The organism is Cupriavidus sp. 01T418, from assembly GCF_056398885.1.
On record NZ_JBFTQG010000002.1, the window covers coordinates 423,220 to 443,070 of the forward strand.

18 protein-coding genes and 1 riboswitch are annotated in these 19,851 nt (G+C 59.8%); of the genes, 10 read left to right on the plus strand and 8 right to left on the minus strand.

What is annotated here, in order from left to right; genetic code table 11:
• Positions 1 to 142 precede the first annotated feature (142 nt).
• From hsdR to AC1DQ3_RS04130, 9 genes are all read left to right on the plus strand, one after another.
• Complete coding sequence (gene hsdR, locus AC1DQ3_RS04090; RefSeq protein WP_477118880.1) at positions 143 to 3,496, plus strand: type I restriction-modification system endonuclease; 3,354 nt, start codon at positions 143 to 145, stop codon at positions 3,494 to 3,496.
• 9 nt (positions 3,497 to 3,505) lie between these two features.
• The gene (locus AC1DQ3_RS04095; protein ID WP_477118881.1) at positions 3,506 to 4,945 is read left to right on the plus strand and encodes a class I SAM-dependent DNA methyltransferase; all 1,440 of its coding nucleotides are present in this window, start codon (positions 3,506 to 3,508) and stop codon (positions 4,943 to 4,945) included.
• Positions 4,942 to 6,288, plus strand: coding sequence for a restriction endonuclease subunit S (locus AC1DQ3_RS04100; RefSeq protein ID WP_477118882.1), 1,347 nt, complete (start codon positions 4,942 to 4,944; stop codon positions 6,286 to 6,288). Before AC1DQ3_RS04095 ends, AC1DQ3_RS04100 begins: the two co-directional genes overlap by 4 nt.
• 368 nt (positions 6,289 to 6,656) lie before the next feature.
• Positions 6,657 to 6,762, plus strand: a riboswitch (SAM-I-IV-variant riboswitch).
• Positions 6,763 to 6,790: 28 nt separating this feature from the next.
• Positions 6,791 to 7,219, plus strand: coding sequence for a DUF3293 domain-containing protein (locus AC1DQ3_RS04105; RefSeq protein WP_477118883.1), 429 nt, complete (start codon positions 6,791 to 6,793; stop codon positions 7,217 to 7,219).
• A 254-nt stretch (positions 7,220 to 7,473) separates the two neighbouring features.
• Positions 7,474 to 7,956, plus strand: coding sequence for a hypothetical protein (locus AC1DQ3_RS04110; RefSeq protein ID WP_477118884.1), 483 nt, complete (start codon positions 7,474 to 7,476; stop codon positions 7,954 to 7,956).
• A 60-nt stretch (positions 7,957 to 8,016) separates the two neighbouring features.
• Positions 8,017 to 9,159 (plus strand): methionine adenosyltransferase, encoded by a 1,143-nt coding sequence (gene metK / locus AC1DQ3_RS04115; RefSeq protein ID WP_477118885.1) that lies wholly within the window; start codon positions 8,017 to 8,019, stop codon positions 9,157 to 9,159.
• Positions 9,160 to 9,273: 114 nt separating this feature from the next.
• Positions 9,274 to 10,275 carry an ADP-ribosylglycohydrolase family protein gene (locus tag AC1DQ3_RS04120; RefSeq protein WP_477118886.1) on the plus strand — a complete coding sequence of 334 codons (1,002 nt, stop codon included), beginning with the start codon at positions 9,274 to 9,276 and terminating at the stop codon, positions 10,273 to 10,275.
• Between the two features lie 81 nt (positions 10,276 to 10,356).
• Positions 10,357 to 10,614, plus strand: coding sequence for a hypothetical protein (locus AC1DQ3_RS04125; RefSeq protein ID WP_477118887.1), 258 nt, complete (start codon positions 10,357 to 10,359; stop codon positions 10,612 to 10,614).
• A 344-nt stretch (positions 10,615 to 10,958) separates the two neighbouring features.
• Entirely contained in the window at positions 10,959 to 11,165 is a 207-nt protein-coding gene (locus tag AC1DQ3_RS04130) for a hypothetical protein (RefSeq protein ID WP_477118888.1), read from the plus strand.
• A gap of 348 nt (positions 11,166 to 11,513) precedes the next feature.
• Here AC1DQ3_RS04130 and AC1DQ3_RS04135 read toward each other — a convergent pair whose 3' ends face one another.
• The 8 genes from AC1DQ3_RS04135 to AC1DQ3_RS04170 form a co-directional block, all read right to left on the minus strand.
• Positions 11,514 to 12,335, minus strand: a complete 822-nt coding sequence (locus tag AC1DQ3_RS04135; RefSeq protein ID WP_477118889.1) for a tetratricopeptide repeat protein — start codon at positions 12,333 to 12,335, stop codon at positions 11,514 to 11,516.
• 11 nt (positions 12,336 to 12,346) lie between these two features.
• Positions 12,347 to 13,279, minus strand: coding sequence for a metallophosphoesterase (locus AC1DQ3_RS04140; RefSeq protein WP_477118890.1), 933 nt, complete (start codon positions 13,277 to 13,279; stop codon positions 12,347 to 12,349).
• A gap of 275 nt (positions 13,280 to 13,554) precedes the next feature.
• Positions 13,555 to 13,983, minus strand: a complete 429-nt coding sequence (locus tag AC1DQ3_RS04145; protein WP_477118891.1) for a hypothetical protein — start codon at positions 13,981 to 13,983, stop codon at positions 13,555 to 13,557.
• A gap of 263 nt (positions 13,984 to 14,246) precedes the next feature.
• Positions 14,247 to 15,416 (minus strand): hypothetical protein, encoded by a 1,170-nt coding sequence (locus AC1DQ3_RS04150; RefSeq protein ID WP_477118892.1) that lies wholly within the window; start codon positions 15,414 to 15,416, stop codon positions 14,247 to 14,249.
• A gap of 1 nt (position 15,417) precedes the next feature.
• Positions 15,418 to 16,284 carry a hypothetical protein gene (locus AC1DQ3_RS04155; protein ID WP_477118893.1) on the minus strand — a complete coding sequence of 289 codons (867 nt, stop codon included), beginning with the start codon at positions 16,282 to 16,284 and terminating at the stop codon, positions 15,418 to 15,420.
• Between the two features lie 327 nt (positions 16,285 to 16,611).
• Positions 16,612 to 16,971, minus strand: coding sequence for a hypothetical protein (locus AC1DQ3_RS04160; RefSeq protein ID WP_477118894.1), 360 nt, complete (start codon positions 16,969 to 16,971; stop codon positions 16,612 to 16,614).
• Positions 16,972 to 17,077: 106 nt separating this feature from the next.
• Positions 17,078 to 17,281, minus strand: coding sequence for a hypothetical protein (locus AC1DQ3_RS04165; protein WP_477118895.1), 204 nt, complete (start codon positions 17,279 to 17,281; stop codon positions 17,078 to 17,080).
• Between the two features lie 272 nt (positions 17,282 to 17,553).
• Positions 17,554 to 18,150 carry a recombinase family protein gene (locus AC1DQ3_RS04170; RefSeq protein WP_477118896.1) on the minus strand — a complete coding sequence of 199 codons (597 nt, stop codon included), beginning with the start codon at positions 18,148 to 18,150 and terminating at the stop codon, positions 17,554 to 17,556.
• A gap of 323 nt (positions 18,151 to 18,473) precedes the next feature.
• Between AC1DQ3_RS04170 and AC1DQ3_RS04175 the strand changes: the two genes are divergently transcribed.
• Positions 18,474 to 19,490: a 3'-5' exonuclease gene (locus AC1DQ3_RS04175; protein ID WP_477118897.1), complete on the plus strand. Its 1,017-nt coding sequence runs from the start codon at positions 18,474 to 18,476 to the stop codon at positions 19,488 to 19,490.
• Positions 19,491 to 19,851 lie beyond the last annotated feature (361 nt).

The window sequence follows — 19,851 nt, forward strand, 5'->3', positions numbered from 1 at the left end:
ACTTCGAGTCGAGTATGGCGTCGCCGCACTCAAAACCCTAACATCAAATTTTGCTCGGGTTGTCCTAATGCGTATCAAACGCTACTGGCCCTTCGGTTATTATACGAGCCGGTCGCTAGGTGCCTCAGGAGAAAAAGACAAGATGTCCCGAGCTCGTTCGAATTTTGCGCATCTGGCACGCCTGCAGGCGGACCTGGCCTTGCTGGGGGCGGGGGCCGAGCGCTATTTCACTGATGATCCCAATACGAGCCTGCTCAAACAGCGCCAGTTCGGCGAGTTGATGGCACAGCAGGTGGCGGCAAGGGCAGGCATCTACTCTCCGGACGAAGACAGCCAAGCGACGTTGCTGTCCCGGCTGAAGGGTGCCGGCTGGCTGCCGCGGGACGTGGCCGATCTGTTCCACTGGTTGCGGAAGGCTGGTAACGAGGCCAACCATCAGTTCGTTGGTGACCATCGGGCCGCGCTGCAGGGCCTGAAGATAGCCTCCCAGCTCGGTATTTGGTTTCAGCGCAGCTTCGGCAACGCCGACTTCAAGCCCGGAGCCTTCATACCACCGGAGGCACCAGTGGACGAGTCTGCCGCAGTCAAGGCCGAACTGGTGGAGCTGCGGCAGAGGTTCGAGGCGGAGGCTCAACGGGCGCAGACCGCCGAGGAACAGATCGTTCAAGCTAGGGAAGAGGCTAGGCTTTGGGAAGCCCTGGCGGCGGATGGTAGCCAGACTGTCGATGGACTTGAAGCTAGGCTTGCCGAACTGCAGGCAGTCTCTGCCGCGCAGCTTGCCGAGTTGCAGGCGAAGGCCGCCGAGCAGCCGAAGGAGGACCTGCTTCGCCTACAGAGGCTGGTCGACCACGCCGCCGACCAGATCCTACTGGACGAAAAGTCGACGCGCGAGCTGATCGACCAGCAACTACGTGACGCCGGTTGGGAGGCCAATTCCGCTCAGTTGCGCTACAGCGCTGGTAGCCGGCCTGAACCCGGCCGGCATCTTGCCATCGCTGAGTGGCCGACCGCTAGCGGCCCCGTGGACTACGCCCTGTTCCTCGGCACCGAGTGCGTGGCCGTGGTCGAGGCCAAACGCAATAGCAGGAACGTGGCTTCCGCCATCGATCAGGCCCGACGCTATGCAAGGGATGCGCTGGACGAATCCGGCGCACCGATGCAGGTCCAATGGGGGCAGTTCCGCGTGCCGCTTGTGTTTGCGACTAATGGTCGTCCGTTCCAGCAGCAGTTCAAGGAGGTGAGCGGCATCTGGTTCTGCGACCTGCGGCGTCCGACTAATCACCGCAAGGCCCTGGATGGCTGGTACACCCCGCAGGGCGTCCGTGAGCTGCTGAAGCAGGACATCGATGAAGCGGAAAATAAGCTGGGCAGCATTGGATTTCAGTTCGGCTTCCCGCTGCGTGACTACCAGCGCCGGGCCATCCTAGCCACGGAAGATGCGATCAAAGCCGGCAAGCAGAGTGTACTGCTCGCGATGGCCACGGGGACCGGCAAGACCAAGACCTGTATCGCCTTAGTTTACCGCTTGCTTAAGGCGCAACGTTTCCGTCGGATCCTTTTCCTGGTCGACCGCTCGGCGTTGGGCGAACAGGCGGCCAATGCGTTCAAGGAAACGCAGATGGAGTCCTTGCACCGGTTCGCCGACGTCTTTGGCATCAAGGAAATTGACGAGCAGCAGCCCGAAGCGGATACCAAATTGCACATCGCCACCGTGCAGGGACTGGTCAAGCGCATCCTGTACGACGAGGATGGCGGCTTGCCGGTCGATGCATACGATTGCATCGTGGTCGATGAGTGCCACCGCGGTTACCTGCTGGATCGGGAGATGAGCGAAGTCGAGGCTCAGTTCAGGGATCAGGCCGATTACATCTCCAAGTACCGCCGCGTCCTCGATCACTTCGACGCGGTCAAGATTGGCCTGACTGCCACGCCGGCCTTGCATACGACCGAAATCTTTGGCATGCCGGTGTTTGTCTATTCCTACCGCGAAGCCGTGTTGGATGGTCACCTGATCGATCACGATCCGGCCCTCCGCGTTCGTACGGAACTGAGCGAAGGGGGCATCCACTATGCGGTTGGCGAGGAAGTGGCAGCCTACAACGCCCACACCCAGACGCTCGATCTATTCCAGGCGCCAGACGAATTGGATTTCGAAGTGGGTGAATTCAACCGGAAGGTTATCACCGAGCACTTCAACCGTGCGGTTTGTGGGGCGCTAGCGGACCATCTCAATCCCGCTGGCCCGGATAAGACCCTGATTTTCTGCGCAACGGACGTCCACGCCGACATGGTAGTGCGGTTGTTAAAGGAGGCGTTCCAGGGCAAGGGCATCGAGATCGATGACGATGCCATCCTCAAAATCACCGGTAGTGCGGACAAACCCCTGCAGTTGATCCGTCGCTTCCGCAACGAGGCCAATCCAGTCATCGCTGTTACGGTAGATTTGCTGACCACCGGTATCGACGTGCCGGCGATCAGCAATCTAGTGTTTCTGCGCCGGGTAAACAGTCGCATCCTGTATGAACAGATGCTCGGCCGCGCAACACGCCGGTGCGATGAGATCGGCAAAGATGTCTTCCGCATTTTCGATGCCGTGGACTTGTACACCAATCTCGAAGCAGTCAACAGCATGAAGCCGGTTGTTCAGAACTCGAACATCGGATTTGTCCAACTGGCCAGGGAAATCATCGAGCACCCGGAGCAGGCCATTGCCCAGCAGGCACGCGAGCAGTTGCTCGCCAAGTGGCAGCGGAAGAAGCGCCACCTGACTGAAACCCAAGCCAATGCACTGAAGCAGGCTGGCTGCGACCCGCAGGACTTCGCCGAATTCCTCAAGACGGCGGACACGAAGCAACTAGCCGAATGGTGGTCCCGCCATGTCGGGCTGGGCGAGTTACTTGATCGCAAGCGGGACATGCCAGCCGATCCGCTGGTCGTGTCTTCACACGAGGACAAGCTGATTGACATAACCCCCGCCTACGGGCGACCGGATGACTATCTAGAGCGGTTCACCAGGTTCGTCAAGGAAAATGGCAATACCCTGCCCGCGCTGATGGCCGTAGTGCAGCGGCCGCGCGAGCTGACCCGCCGCGACCTAATGGATCTAGTGGTCGCATTGGAAGGCGCCGGCTTTGACGAGAAGTCCCTGACCCATGCTTGGGCGCAGAAATCAAACCACGAGATCGCCGCGCGCGTGCTCGGGTTCGTCCGTCAGGCTGCCTTAGGCGATCCGCTGATGTCGTTCGACCAGCGCGTGGACGATGCAGTACGGCGCATCAGCCAGCAGCGCAAGCTAACGCCGGTCCAGCAGGACTGGCTCAAGCGGCTGGCCAAGCAAGTCAAGGCGAACATCGTGTTGGACGAAGCCATGATCAATGAAGGGCCGTTCGGGCAGCAGGGCGGATTCCGGCGTCTCAATCAAATTTTCGACCAGCAGCTCAATGATGTGCTGGCCGACATGAACGAAGCCATTTGGCAGCTTGCTGCCAATCAATAAGAAGGACCAATGAGCAACATCACCAACGACATTGTCGCCAAGCTGTGGAACCTGTGTCACGTCCTGCGCGACGACGGCGTGACCTATCATCAGTACGTCACCGAGCTGACCTATCTACTGTTCCTGAAGATGGCCAAGGAAACCGGCACCGAGGACAAGCTCCCGGCCGGCTATCGATGGGACGACCTGGAGTGCCAGGCCGCGCCCGAGCGGCTGGAATTCTACAAGGTCATGCTGATCCACCTTGGTACGCACGGTTCCCTGATCACGCAGGAGATCTTTGCCAACGCCAGTTCCTTCATCAAGAAGCCGGCGACTCTGACCGGGCTGGTCAGCGCCATCGACGAGATCGACTGGTATTCGGCCAAGGTTGAGGGCCTTGGCGACCTCTACGAAGGCTTGCTGGAGAAAAACGCCAACGAAAAGAAGTCCGGCGCCGGCCAGTACTTCACGCCGCGCGTGCTAATTGACAGCATGGTCGCGTTGATGCAGCCGCAACTGAGCGAGCAGATCCAGGATCCGGCGGCCGGTACCGGCGGCTTCCTGATCGCCTCGAACCATTACATCCGCGAGCGCAACGACATTGAGGCACTGGATCAGAAGGTGTACAAGGCCTATCGCCGTCAGTTCCACGGGATGGAACTCGTGCAGGACACTCACCGTCTCGGCCTGATGAACCTGATGCTGCATGACCTGGAGTCGGACGAGAACAGTGGCATCCGGTTCGGTGACACGCTGTCGAGCGAGGGCCAGCAACTGCCCAAGGCCAACCTGATCCTGACTAACCCGCCGTTCGGCACCAAGAAGGGCGGCGGCCTGCCGACTCGTGATGATTTCACCTACCCGACCAGTAACAAGCAACTGGCCTTCCTGCAGCATGTCTATCGAGCGCTCAAACCTGGCGGCCGGGCGGCGGTGGTGCTGCCGGACAATGTGCTGTTCGAGGCGAACATCGGCGCGGAGATTCGCCGTGACCTGATGGACAAGTGCAATCTGCATACCATCCTGCGTCTGCCCACGGGCATTTTCTACGCCCAAAGCGTGAAGACCAACGTGCTGTTCTTTACCCGCGGCAAGACCGAGAAGGGCAACACCACCGGCGTGTGGGTGTACGACTTGCGCGCGAACATGCCCCAATTCGGTAAGCGCACGCCGCTAACCCGTGCTCACTTTGCCGAATTCGAGAAGGCTTATGGCAGCCAGCCGGACGGGCGTGCCCAGCGCAGGGACACGGGCGCTGAGGGGCGGTTCCGTTATTTCAGCCGCGAGGACATCACCAAGCGTGGCGACAGTCTGGACATTGCCTGGCTGAAGGACGAGGACGAAAACGGCGGCGAACTGAGGAAGCCGAAGGTGCTGGCACAGGAGGCGATGGCCGAGTTGGAAGGCGCGCTGGAGGAGTTGCGCGGCTTGATGGAGGAACTGGGTGTGGAGGCGGTAGAGGAATGAGTGAATTTCCGCAAGGGTGGTTGGAAACGACGCTGGGCGAAGTCATTGACTACGGGGTGACCATCAAGGCTGAGCCGGATGAAATCGCGGACGACGCGTGGATTCTGGAGCTTGAGGACATCGAGAAGGACACGTCGAGGATTGTCGGTCGTTTTACCTTCGGGGATCGCCAGTCCAAGAGCACGAAGAACAGCTTCGTGAAGGGAGATGTGCTCTACGGGAAATTGCGACCATACTTGAACAAGGTTGTGATCGCCGACTCTGATGGTTTCTGCACCACTGAAATCGTGCCAATCAAGCGGACCAGTGCCACGGACAATCGCTACGTTTTCTACTGGCTCAAGAATCCGCGCTTTCTCGATTACGCGGCAGAAGTCAGTCATGGATTGAACATGCCACGTCTCGGCACGGACGCAGGGAAGAAGGCGCCATTCGTGCTTGCGCCCCTACACGAACAAAAGCGCATCGCCGACAAACTCGACGCCGTGCTGGCCCGCGTGGATGCAGCTCGCGCTCGACTGGAGCGCGTGCCGGCGCTGCTCAAGCGCTTCCGGCACTCCGTGCTGGCGGCTGCCATCAGCGGGGAGCTGACGGAGGAATGGCGGTTGGAGTGCGGGTTGTTGAAGGAGTGGAGTTCCGTTGACGTGCAGGCTGTTGCCCAAGTCGGCACTGGATCTACGCCATTGCGTTCGAATCCTGCCTTCTATGCGCCGCAGGGCACGCCGTGGATTACCAGTGCCGCCACTTCCAAGCGTTTCGTAACTGCAGCAGATGAGTTTGTGACCGATGAGGCAATCAGAGCGCATAGGCTGAAAATCTATCCAGCCGGCACATTGTTGATTGCTTTGTATGGCGAAGGCAAAACACGGGGCCAAGTAACGGAATTAGCAATTCCGGCCACAATCAATCAGGCCTGTGCTGCGGTGCAAGTTGATCAAGCAAAAGCGGATAGGCGCTATGTGCGCCTGACGCTTGAGGCCAACTATTACGAGATGCGTGATTTGGCAGAGGGAGGGAATCAGCCAAACCTTAACCTTTCGAAGGTGAAAGAATTCCCAATGTCACTGCCATCGCTCCAAGAGCAACGCGAAATCATCCGCCGGGTCGAGTCTCTGTTCGGCCTCGCTGACAAGGTACAGGTCCAATACGAGCGCGCCCGCGAACGCCTTGACAAGCTCATCCCCGCGCTGCTGACGAAGGCCTTTCGAGGTGAACTGGTGCCGCAGGATCCGAGCGACGAGTCGGCCGAGAAGCTGCTGGAGCGGGTGAGGGCGGAGTCGGCGGCGTTTGCTGCGCCGGGTAGGAGGCGGGTTAAGCGATCCTGCGGCTCACTGGATTCATGAGGCTAGCTAGAGCCAACGCTCGCGGGTGCAGACGTACGGGATGTCACGTGCCAGTGTCCGATTAGCTTGTCAGGCATAAGGTCCAGGCTTTCATTGCGAACAACGTGAAGAGTCGCGAACGGTGGCCCCAATTTGTCATGGACCGCAAGCTACTAGGACTCTTTGCAAACCGCAGCAATGCCGGCATAGCCCTGCACTCAAGTGCAACGGAATCCGCCCACCACTGGCCCGCTTTGGAGAACTGCGCGAGGTGATGTAGGCCGCGGGCAAAGTTGTGGATCTGGGTTTCATCTCCGTGTTAGTTTGCACGGAATTCTGCCCCCGACAATGTCGGCGCTTGACGTACTGCGATAGCGTGTGCTCTAATAGACGAACATTATGAATTGGGTCGACGCCCATGCCAACCTGCCTCCCCGGGCAAGGTGGATCGCGAAAGCGGATGTGGCTCCTGTAGGAGCAACCAAGCGGGTAACGCGTCGACCCTCCTTCAACGGAGGGTTTTTTGTTTTCTGACTCGGAAATTCCTAAAGACATCATCCAGGCTTATCTGGAAACCCACTACCACGTGCACGGCGGCACCCCGCCCACCCAGAAGGTGGGCGAGGCCAACCCCGTGCTGGCTGCACTGCACGATACGGACGGCGTGGCCTGCAGCGCCTTCATCACGGCGTGCAATCCCTTTAGCGAGCAGCGGGAGCCGGCCTGCAATCTTGAGCGGCAGCGGGCATTGGCGCACACCCTGCAGCAACGCGGATTCCGCTTCATCGGCGGCATCGGCCAGCATCCTGTCAATGGATGGCCGGGCGAGGAGAGCTTCCTTACGCTTGGCCTTGCCTTGGACGACGCGAAGGCACTGGGTACGCAATTCGGCCAGAACGCCATCGTCCGGTCCGGCGCGGATGCCATGCCGCAATTGATTCTCTTGCGATAGTTTTAGACAGACTCGGATTGAGAAACGGCTGGTCTGCCGCCCCGCATGGGGGAATGGACCGGGGGATTTGTTCCAGCTTGCCGCCCCCGACAATTCGTCAAACGCGGCTAAACAGGAGATCGAGATGCCTGCCATCCCTACTTGCCTCCCAGCCGTCCGCCGGGACGCGACTGCTTCATACCTACCCCAGGCCCAGTACCTCGCTGGTGAGAGGCATCCGGCGTTGCCGCAGCCCATTCCCGCGGTGTTGACGCATGCCCGCTGACGACTGCATGCCGAAGGCGGGGGATATGTCTCACGCCACCATCACCGTCGACGACGACGCTTTACGCAGGCACAGCTTCGATCTGGTGCATTTCCCTATGTACCTGGCGCAGCGTGTGCCGCAGCGTGTGCGCGTCGAAATCATCGGAGACCACGAACAGGCCGATCTGATGGGGCTCTACACCAATGCCAGCCAAGAGCGAAGCCGGAAGTACGCGAAGCTGATCGCCGACGAGCACGGATGCGTGACGAAGAGCGACGCGTTCTTCCATGCTGTCCACGCGGCTTTTTCGGCCAGTGCGGGAGAGCTGACCTACCTCGGCTTCTCGCGCGCGGGGCCACCGGTCTACGCCCCGCTGTTTGCGTTGGCGATCTTCTATAGGAAGTACGGCCGCGGGCTATACAAAGCCGGCCAGGTCCTTCCTACACCCTGGCCCGAGCTGACCTTCGGCTATACGTTTTCCATTCGATGACAACGGGTGGAGCCCTAGTGCTGCCGACAGCAAGCGGGCGCGGCACAACAGGAGAGATTCATGACAATTCGCAACGGGCTTTTTTCCTCGGAGTCGGTTTCCGCCGGCCATCCGGACAAGTTGGCCGACCGCATTTCCGATCGCATCCTGGATGCCTTCCTGGCGCGCGATCCTCATGCGCGGGTTGCTTGCGAGACGCTGTTAGCGGACCAGTGCGTGGTCGTAGCCGGCGAGTTCAAGACGCGACGCCGCGATGATTTCGAGGCGGTGCGAGAGTCGGCCGAGGCGCTGGTGCGCGAGGTGCTGCGCGAAACGGGCTACCGCGATGCCGAAACGGGCATCGACCCGCAGCACTGCGAAGTCCAGATCCGCTTCAATGGCCAGTCGCAGGACATCAACCAAGGTGTCGATCGCGCCGACGGCATCCTGGGCGCGGGGGACCAGGGGCTAATGTTCGGCTATGCCACCGACGAGACGCCGGAGCTGATGCCGGCGCCGATCGTCTACGCGCACCGGCTCGTGCGGCGCCAGGCCGAACTGCGGGAGCAGGGCATCGTGCCCTGGCTTCAGCCGGATGCGAAGTCGCAGGTGAGCATCCGCTACGTCGACGGCCGCCCCACGCAGATTGAGGCCGTGGTGCTATCGACGCAGCATGATGCGGGCATCGAGTTGGAAGCGCTGCGCGCCGCGGTGCTGGAGCATGTGATCGAGCCGGTGATCCCGGCGCACTTCCGCGCCAAAGGACTGCGCCGCCTGATCAACCCGACCGGGCGCTTCGTCACAGGTGGCCCGAAGGGCGATGCTGGACTGACTGGCCGCAAGATCATCGTCGACACCTATGGCGGCGCGGCGCCCCATGGCGGCGGCGCCTTCTCCGGTAAGGACCCCTCCAAGGTGGACCGCTCGGCGGCCTATATGGCTCGTTACCTAGCGAGGCAGGTCGTGGCGCGCGGCTGGGCGCGGCGTGCCCTGGTGCAGCTCGCCTACGCGATCGGCGAGGCGGAGCCGGTCAGCTTCCTGGTCGAGACGTACGGGACCGAGGTCGAATCACGGCGCGACATCGCTGCCGAGCTTGCGCGCGAGTTCGACCTGCGGCCGCAGGGGATCATTGAAACCCTGGACCTGCTGCGTCCTATCTACTATCCGACCGCGGCCTACGGCCATTTCGGCCGGGAGGATGTCAGTCTGCCTTGGGAACAGTGATGGGATGACCCGCGCGAGAGCGCTGCCAGGCCTGCGGGCCATGAGTGCAAAAGATAGGGTGGCAATCGCCGACGAGGCGGATGTCGCAAGGAAGACAGTCAAGGAGGATACCGAATGAGCCATGATGGATTTTTGGGGTTGGCACAGTGGCACCCCGCCCATGCCAAGCTGGGTGGCCTTGTGGGCGTGCTGGTGGGCGATGCGCTTGGCGTACCGTATGAGTTTCACCCAGCGCAGCAGTTGCCGGCGCGCAAGGCCATCGAGATGCAGCCGCCAGCTGGATTTCCGCGCGCGCACACCGGTGTGCCGATAGGGACCTGGTCCGACGACGGTGCGCAGGCCCTGTGTCTGCTGGCCACCCTGGTCGAGCACGAACACTTCTCGCTGGTCGATTTCGCCGACCGGCTGCTGCGCTGGCTGGACCGTGGCTATCTGGCCGTTGATGGGCGGGTCTTCGATGTCGGCATCCAGACTGCCGACGCACTGGACAATCTGCGCGACGGCGCGTCGCCGCGTGAATCGGGTGGGGCCGATGTCATGGACAATGGCAACGGCAGTCTAATGCGCTGTCTGCCCTTGGCGCTTCTGCATGCGGGGACCGACTCGGCACTCGTGCGCGGGGCCCACCTGCAATCGCTACCCACGCATGCCCATGCGCGCTCGCAGGTCGCGTGCGCTTTCTATTGTCTGGTCGCCACCGGCTATCTGCGCGGTCTGGCGGACCCGTGGGCATCCGCAGACAGTCGTCTCGAAACGGTCTATAAAGCGTGGCCCGATGAGCGGAAAGGCAGCGAATATCTCCGCGAGTTGGACATCCTGCGAGGTTTCCCGAAACATGACGCGCCGCGTGGCACGGGCTACGTGCTCGACACGATCTGGTCGGCGCGGCGCGCGCTCGAAGAGTCGACGTTCGAGGACGTCGTCAGGACGGCCGTCCTGTTCGGAAATGACACCGATACGACCGCCTGCGTCGCAGGGGGCCTGGCCGGCATCCGCTTCGGGCTGGGCGGTATTCCGACGCGATGGCTTAAGCAGCTACGTGGATTTGAGATTGCTGCGCCGTTGACTTCTGCGTTGCTCGCAAAAGGTCAAGAAGAAGGCGCTCATGGAACCTGATGGGATTGCCACCGGTCTGGGATTCCATTCGACCATCTTCACAACCGGACAGCGTCAACCAACTGAAGATGGAAGGCTGACATGAGCGAGCCTCTTGAAGCAGAGATGGTGCGGGCGCTGCTTTTGAAGCAACTAGACGCGCAGGGTGTCGGGCATTCCGCCGACTTCCCGAGCCTGCTGCCGGCGCTGTCGCTGCCGAGGCATGCCGTCATGAAGAGGAAGCTCCTGCACTCAAGTGCAAACCGCAGCAATGCCGGCACAGCCCCTGCATTCAAGTGCAACGGTTGGCGCTTTAGTCATGGCCAGCGCCTCGATACGCCATCTTGGCCAGCTCCGTGACGGTAGGTCACCGAGCTGAACACAGAGCGCCGGCGCAAGGGGGCATGCCCTTGATGCCGCGTCCCGCCGTGGTTGAACACCGAAACGATGCGCAGTCCGGTTGTACTTCCCCCTTGAGAAGGAAGGCGCTATTTCCGGCATATGATTTACCTTGTAGACTTTCTGCACTCAAGTGCAATCGGGGGAATGAATCTTCCGCGGATCAAGGCATCTTCAAGACTTGCGTGGACGAGATGAGCCATGCTGCAGCAGCCGCACGACAGGTCCCATCGGTGTCATTGACACCATTGGAAGTGCCAGTCGCTTCCAATGGCGAACAACGAACCCCAGTCGGGGAGGGCGATTTGAAAGACAAGAACAATGAGAGCAATGGATTCGGCGGACTGCTGCGGGATCATGCGGCCGATCCGGCAATCGGCGGGCTTGTAGGGCTGCTAGTGTCAGATGCTCTAGGCGTACCGTGGGAATTTCATCCACCGGAGAAGCCGATTTGCCTTTCGTGGGCGGGCGGTGGGGTCGGTGTACATGTAAAAGTGAAACCGACCGCCTGAACATTGCTGTGCGAGGCCGGGAAGTTCAGGGGTTTGCTGTACCCAGACGCGCTGTGAAGATAGGTCAACAAACGTAATAAGCCCAGTTGGGCATTCCGTTGACACCCACCAATCCAGTCCGGCCTTGCCCTTACCCCGCCGGGCTTCGCACGGAGGTTTGTCTTAACCTGTATTGTTGCTGGCCGACCCGATGCAGGGGCGTACGCAACTAGGTCGACCCCCGAATCGGTGGTCATGGGCGCAGACTCAATGCCGAGCTTGAGCAGGCGGTATTGCACCAGCAATTCGCCGCAGCGTCCGATCTGGGACTTTGTGAGCGCCATCGCGGTCTCCCAAAGGTAATCCTAGCTATGCGTTGTGCTCGGAAGCAGTCGGTGGCACGGCGTATTTTGCGGCAGTCCGAGCCATCTCTTTGAGCAAGGCCTTACCGCGTTTTGCATCCTCATCGGACGCGAACGCGCTGTAGAACGTCTCCATGTCTTCCAGCTCCTCCATAGCCTCAGCATCGTTGTCGGTGAGCCCATGTCGCTTTGCCCACTGGAGCCAGGCATACACCTGCGCAGGATCCTTTGGAACGGCCAGGCCTCGGTCATACATCTTGGCCAGGCTTAGCGCTGCAATTACGCTCCCCCGCAGCGCCGCCTTCTCGATTTCCCCATGGTAGTCGGATAGATTGCCGATCGACGTCACGTCGCCTTCGAGCGCGGCAATCGTGTGCAACTCTGCAGCTCTGACAATGTCTTGGGGAACGCCTTGCCCGAAGCGACAGAGCGTTCCCAACTGGCCGACGGCATCGGTATAGCCTTGCGCGGCAGCCTTTTTTAGCCAGTCCGCAGCCTCAGTGTCGCTTTGCGACACTCCGTTCCCGTGCAGGTATCGAAGCGCAAGATTGAATTGCGCCGCGGCTTCTCCTTGCTCAGCGGCCTTGCGGTACCAGATGGCCGCTTCCCCCGGATTCTTGTCTGTCCCCATCCCGTTTAGCAGCATGCTGCCAAGATTGTTTTGGGCCTGGGGGTGTCCCTGTTCGGCCGCGGCGCGGTACCAGCGCAACGACTCTGGGAGATCTTCGTCGGTCTCCCGCCCCATGCGGTAAGCCTCGGCCACAGTAAATTGCGCGTCGGCATCACCTGCTGTGGCCTGTCGGAGCTGGGTTGAAAAATCGGCAGACATGCGCTCCTCCATCAGTGGGAACTTACAAACTTGCTGGCATCCAGTTCGGTCTCACCGTCGTAGCGGTAGGCAACGAGCGGTTCATCCTTCTTCCCGGCACTGTAGTCCACGCACGCTACTCGGGAGGCTAGTGGTCCTGGCACACCCGTCAGCCAATAATGACCAAAGAACACGGGCTTGTCGGCCGCATATCCTACCCGCGCGTCATCAGGAATTGGATCGTCGGTGAGGTGCCCGCGACTTTCTGGAGGGACTATCGCCGCAGCACGGTATGTCACCGCGGCGGCGTCCCACCAACGAAGCCGTGCCTCATGCCGCTCGACTCCATCCTTGTCGAAGAACGACGAGCCCTTTGGTAGCGGAATCTCCGCCCCCTTGAGGAGCCCTTCTACAGCCCGATATTCAGCCGTACCTTTACGGCTGGCGGCTGCAACCAAGGCATCATCCAGTCGATTCCCCGGCCGCAAGAGGGGTTCGAGATCGGCCATATAAGCGGCGTGCCAACAGGCATGGATGACCCGCAACTCAGGCAGATCTAGCCAGAGGGGGAGCGTTAGGAACCAGTTCACGGCCTCACGGTGTTTTGGGGTGTCCTCAGCCTCTGCCAAGAATGCGGCATGCTGCTGACGGTTCTTACTCCCGACTTCGCCCCAATGTGGCCGCAGGTATTCCCCTTCCTGCACCGGGTCTTTTAGATACCACGCGATGGCATTGAATTCGTGGTTCCCCATGACGGCTAACGCGTGACCACCGTCGACCATCCGGCGCACGAGGCTAACCGTCTCAAGCTGGTGGGGGCCTCGGTCAATGAAGTCACCCACGAAGATCGCTGTGCGGTCCGGGTGCTGCCATGTGCCGATACGCTCTCTGTAGCCGAGCCGCTGTAGGAGCGCGCGGAGCTTTTCTACCTGCCCGTGAATATCGCCGATGATGTCGTAGTTCATCTTCCCCCCATCAGGCTCTCGTGGTGCGGTTGCAGGTGCAGTTGGTTTGCCACGAATTGCCAACCGCAGCCAGATCCAGTCCAGTCGCCACACCGTTACCGGCACCGCCGCGCACTCAGTTGCAGGGCGCACCGTGATACCTGTGCACTCTGGGGGGCAGCGTAACGTTAGCTGTTGCAAAGTTATGTTGACTACTGCTGGTCCTAAGACTCGGTCGCCACCAAGCCGGCATACACCGTCGCCGCCACAACCAGCACCGCGATCTTCCACATGATCTACCACCTCCGCTTTTCGCATGCAGTTACCCACAGCATATCGACAAGGCGCTCAACGTCGCCCGCAGCTAGGTGCACGTGCCCCGAATCAGCGATGAAGAAGTGCGCATACCCGGTATAGCCCCCCAACTGGTTCTTGGCATTGACCTCGCCACAGGTGACTAACTCCCCTTTGACACTGGTGACGTTGAACAGGTTTCTGAACTGTGCGCTGTCCGGGTCGGTCAACCGGGCACGCACCAAGTCCTTGGCCTCGGCAAGCGCATCCTGCGGGGCCGCAGCCGGGGCGGTGGCAACCGGTGGCACCTTGGCCGTGCTCGGCTCACTACCCCCGCTGACCACTTGATGCGCCGTGTAGGCAGCAAACCCGGACGCTGCCAATACCGCTCCGCACAGCCCCGATACCACGTTGCTCTTAAAGCCGGTCATGCTTCTTCTCCTGCGGCTGTGATGTCGGTTCCCTTCTGCACCGCCAGCAGCTTGGCGACGGAGAGGCTCAACTTTTATAACTACGAGCCATTGGCCATAGCATTGGAACGGTCGCGCGATCAGTCGCCTGCGGCGGACCTTCCCATAATCATTTTCGTGTCCATTGGTAGGGGAAGGAAATCCATCTTATGGACGATCCGTTTCAGGAGCGGCCGAATGGGCGCGCGCGCAGGCGTGTTGGTGTCGGCTCTTTAGCCTGATAACTAAGCCACCAGTTTCGCTGGCTTCGCGAAGGCGAGGACCATCTTGCGCAGCATGACCAGAAGGTGCCTGCCTTCGGGCTCCTCGCAGTAACCGCGTTCCACGTTCAGCTCGAAGAGCGTGAAACCTGCATAACTTCTTGCTTCGCGACGCTGTGTGTCTGACCCATCCGGCTTGCGCTCGATGCGCACGAAACCGAGCTCCTGAAGGATCACGTTCATCCGGCGGTTCGACGATTCGCACAGCACGGCGAAGTTCCAGTTATCCATGAAGGCGTCGCCGCTTGCGCCGTAGATGGCGTGCAGCAGGAAGGCGAGGTGCTGGATGCTGGCGGCCAGCAGTCGCGTGTCGTCTCGCGCCTGTGGCGCCTCGGGCGATGGCAAATGGATGTGCAAATAGGCCAGCAGATCGAGCCCTCGCGCTTCCGATGCGCTCTGGCCCGCGTTATCACCAAATCGCTCGAGAATGCTCAGGTCCAATTCGGCGAGATCGGTGGCTCGTTGCCCCTTGCGAATCGACCGACCCGAATGGCTTGTCATCGGGACGACAATGCTGAGGTACCCGCCGCTGAGCGGGTCCTTTGGAGCCGGGGCATCCTCGGCCTCTGGCACGATCCACAGCGCAGCGGGAAACTCCTTGAACCACTCGGAGAGCGAATCCCGCTCGCGCCGCTGCCATCGCCGGTCTATGAAGAACCAGCTCCTCAAGGAAAGCAGACTCGCCGTCTGCACCGCGATCTTGTCGGCCAGATACTGGACCTGGTCGGACCAACCGGGCAGAAGCCCCGGAGCGTATCCCATCGGCGCGGCCTCGACCTGCTCTTGAAAACGCCGCAACGCCTCCGGCTCGTTACCCGAACCGAACGTCTGTAAGATGTGATCGTAGGCATAGCCAAGTTTCGTTCTCCGAATGGAGACGAGGAACCTGCTGAGCGCCGTCAGCAGGAGCAGCAGAAAGACTACGAACTCCGCGGACTCGAAGGCCATCTGGATTGTGGCGAGCCCGACTTCGCTGTGCGACCCGAGCACCTCGCGGAGCGTCGTCCAGAGCCCGAACGCAATGAGTAAGATCTCGATCGTCGCAACGATGGCCTCGAACTTGTTCTCGTAGAGCTCAAGGTACTCGTACAGGATCTTATAGGGCCACGCAGGCCACCAGGCTCTCTTGCCCATGTCACACTTTTTTTGTCGAGTGCTTGCGAACGTGATTCGCGATGGCGGCAATATCTCCACTTGAATGGTCCTTGAACTCCACCGTGTCGTGGGATTCGAGCCATTCCTTCATCGTCGCGAAGTCGGCGTCCTCGCCGGCATCGCGGCCCTTTAGAACAGACACTGACATGAACGCGCTCAGATGCCTGAGCAACACCTTGGGCGGAAGCGAAGTCGCCGCGCCATGGGTGCAGAAGAGGTCGAGATAGCCAATCGGCGAGGCGTCGACCCGCAGTTGGGGCTGCACGTACGGAAAGTCCAGCGGCCAAAAACCTGACCTGCGCCAAAACATGTAGCGCCGGAACGGGTCCGTGCCCGACAGCCGCGTATCGAGTTCGATCTCTTGCGCGGACATGCGCAGTGGATTGTTCACCTCGAAGATGATGGGCGGCGGTTGTCGAGGTTCGAACCCCGGCGTCTCGAACACGCGCGAGGCGGCGCGTTGCGAATATTCGGTCAAGGTTCGAATTGGCACGGCCCCACGCCAGCACGGATGCAGAAAGGTGTAGATGCCTTGCACGGACGCCGCCATGCCGCACTCGCGGTGGGCGGCGCTCGTCGTGATGCCGAACACGTGGCCGCCGACCACCGGCCCGCCGTCCCACGCGCGGATCGCGACGACGATCTCGCGGTAGGGCCCATGCGAAATCTGCAGTGGCAGATTGGCATTGAAGCCGAGGATGGCGTCGAACGCCTCGGGCGGCTCGCGCTCGTCCGCAATGGGGAACGCAGCCTCATACATCTCGTAGAAGGACCGAAAGCTGGGCGAGTCCGAGCGGGTGATCTCCTCGAAGACCACAGGGATGCGATTGACTCCATGCGCGAACATGTCGCCCTCCCGATAAATGTCCGATCAATGCCGCCCGGACGTCGCCGTGCTGGAGCAGTCAGGGCCCGCGTTTCCGATCGGCTAAGGTCCGACCGCTGAAATGGCCCCACGCTGAAAAACTGTACACCGCGGTGATCAACATACCAAGCAAGAGCGGCCCAGCGCTTCGTTGTCCGCTCGCAGCAATTGCTCACGATCGAGCGCGAGGCAGCCCTACTTCCCAGTAGGGGGCGCTGCATCATGCTTTGCACTTGATTGCAACGGATTACTCCCTGGCTACACGACCATTTCGTCGCGGAGAGACAGCAGGCGGAAGATCAAGTGCATTTACTTCGCCGCTGACTGATGAGAGTGCGGCACGACCCTTCCAGAAACATCATAACTTCCCGAGGACATTGGCCATATCCTCCCGCTGGCTGAATCCACCAAACGGATGACGTCAAGTGAAGCCGCACAACTGACTGTTGCCAGGGCAGGGTTAGCGGACACCCCACCGAAGTGGGGTCCAGCGAGCTCGCCGTGTCCGCCTATAAATGAAACATCAAACAAAAAAAGCTCAGGGGGGGCATGGCCAACAATGTTGGCTATCTGGAAAACCTGAACTTGCTCCCGCATAAGGCGTGGAACACTCTTTATTGCACTTGAATGCAAAATGGTTGCATCCAGATTTTGGACGAGGTTGTCCATTTGTCGCCATCCTTGGACGTTATAGCGACGGTTCCGAGGGGGCTTTCATTTGTGGCGAGGCGATAGGTTGCCGCCCGCATAGATTGGGGAGCAGCGCGACCGCGGGTCAAGCTTTCGGATGGTTCTTTGCCAGCCACATCACCCAAGCTGGGTAGTCTGCCGAATGCTCCGGCACCGTCAGGCCACTGCCATAGATGCCTTCAAAGCATTCATCGTCGGTAGTCCGGCCCCACGATTCCTCCAGCATGTCTCCATCGAACTTGCGCGGGTCCAGTTCTATGTCTTCAAGTTTCACTGGCTTCAGTTTCATGGCATTCCGCCACTGGTAGATATTGTGAGCACTGCATCCAAGCGCGCTCTGATGATCGTCATGGCCATTGACAGACCTGCGCACAGTCTTCTAACTAAACCATTGAGGTAGGGCAACATGAAGCCGCTGAGTCATCATTTCCCTGCGAACCCGCCCCATCACGGGCGAAATACTACCTCGCGCTGGCTGCCTGCCTTGTGATCCCGGCCGTCGTCTACGCAGTCTGTCCCTGTTCATGAAGCACTGACACGGTGTCGTCATTTCCAGCGGCACTACGTCACCAAGGCTGAAGCTGCCGCGCCTTCCCTGACCCGCAAAATTGTCTGCCTGCTGGTCTTCATGTCCCGTGCAATCTGAGCAACGGGGACACCAGCATTCAACCGTTCCAGGACCGCGGCACGCTGTTCGCCTGTCAGTGCTGACGGCCTGCCGAATGCCTTGCCTTCCGCCTTCGCCCGGCGAATGCCAGCCTGTGTCCGTTCGATGAGAAGGTCACGTTCGAATTCGGCCACCGCGTTGATGACCTGCATGGTCATCTTTCCTGCCGGGCTGGTCAGGTCCACGCCGCCAAGCGCCAGACAGTGAACGCGGACGCCAGCGGTTTCCAACCGTTCTACTGTCGCCCGCACGTCGATGGCATTCCGCCCCAGCCTGTCGAGTTTTGTCACGATCAGCACATCGCCGTCTTCCAGCTTGTCCAGTAGCTTTGAGAACCCCTTGCGTTCGGAAGCAGCAACTGAACCGGAAACAGTCTCGGCAATGATCCGCTGCTTCGCAACAGCAAAGCCCGCTGACTCAATTTCCTTCACTTGGTTCTCGGTCGTCTGGTCCGCAGTCGAGACCCGGCAGTAGGCAAACAATCGTGACATCCGCAACTCATGTGTCCGAAATATACGTACGAATATTACACCGTGTCCGATAAGTTTACAAGCCTAGTTTCGGACACCCTGATTCAGGGTGTCCGCCAGTGCTCCGTTTCGGACACCATAGGCGTGATGCTTTACGCTTTCCTGCCAACGCTTTACCCCATTGCGCGGCGACGCCGATGTGGCGCCCTTTGCTGGTGAATAGCCATGTTACCTAACCCACAGTTTTCAATATGCGCAGTGCTATGCTCAGTCTGAACCGGCACGTGCGTGATCGCGTGAGCATCGCGACTGCCCATGGGTCTGACACTAAGCCTTCACCAGCCATGAAATATATATTTGTTGACGTCGAAACCAACGACCACCCTAGCAAACGGTTCGAACTCCGAATCGTCACCATTACTTGGCTGATCGCGCAGCCTAATGGCTTCGAAGAGAAGATGGAGAACCATATTGTGAAGCCTGATGGCTTTCGAATCGCACCTGGGGCAGAGCGGATTCACGGCGTATCCGAGGTACAAGCCAGAAGGTATGGGCGGCCAATCAAAGACGTGCTTGGAAGGTTCGTCACTGACTTGCAGTCGTCCGGGGAGTTGACGATTGTTGGCCACAACGTTGATTTCGACATAAAAGTCATTGGGGCAGAATTAAGTCGAAACGGATTCAGTTTTGATATATTCCACCTTCCTTTCATCTGTACTATGCAAAGCAGCGGCTCTGTCTGCCGAATACCGCGGGCGAACGGAATTGGCTACAAGAATCCGAAGCTACAGGAGCTTTATCTTGCGCTGTTTGGCCGCAACTTCTCCGACGCACATACTTCGAAAGCGGATGTCGAGGCTACGGCGCGGTGTTTCTTCGAACTGCGGCGGCGAGATGTGCTGCTTACATCGAAGAGCCGGTCAGAAGGTCAATCGCCTGCACGCGCTACATCAATGGGCCGACAAAGCACTCAGAATTTAAGGCGTGGAAGTGCATCCAGACGAACCGCAAATCCTCAGCAAGTTGCTAGTGGTCCCGACGCAATAGCATCTGCGTACCCCAATGAACAGGAAGCTTGGGACCACTTGCGGTCAATAATGAAGGACGAACCGCCTAAACCCAAGACCACCCACTCTGAAACGGCGCGAGCTAACGCAAGCATTGCTCAATTGCAAGCTGATGCAGCACAAGAGGCTTGGGAAGCTAAACATGATCGTCCCCGTCCGAAGTATGCCAATCTAAAAATGACCATAGTAGTTCGATGTCCTCGGTGCAGCCAACAGCTTCGGGTTCCGGCAGGGAAGTTGCTTGATATTTCGTGCCGGTCGTGCGCGCACACCTTCAGAAAATTCACCGCCTGACTTTCGCTGACTTACGGACTTACGGACTTGCGGACTTGCACTGTAGCGTCTCTGATTAGCCGGTCTTTGCCACTGTGGCCTCGAATCGGAAGATCAACGGTTCCACAAGTTCGAACCCACGAAGCTGCCGTAGCCAGCGTGTCGGAATTCCACTATTGAGACTTGTATAAATCATGACAACCGATTCGAGTCTGACGCGTTATCTACTCAAGGCGTTGATCGGGAGTCGATTGCATGGCTGGGAAGATGGACGAAGCGACCAGGAATCGGGTTCGCGCTGGACGGATGCTGTTAGCAAACAAGCCGGTCGCGGAGGTTGCGGCTGCGGTGGGCGTGGCACGGCAGACGGTGTACACGTGGA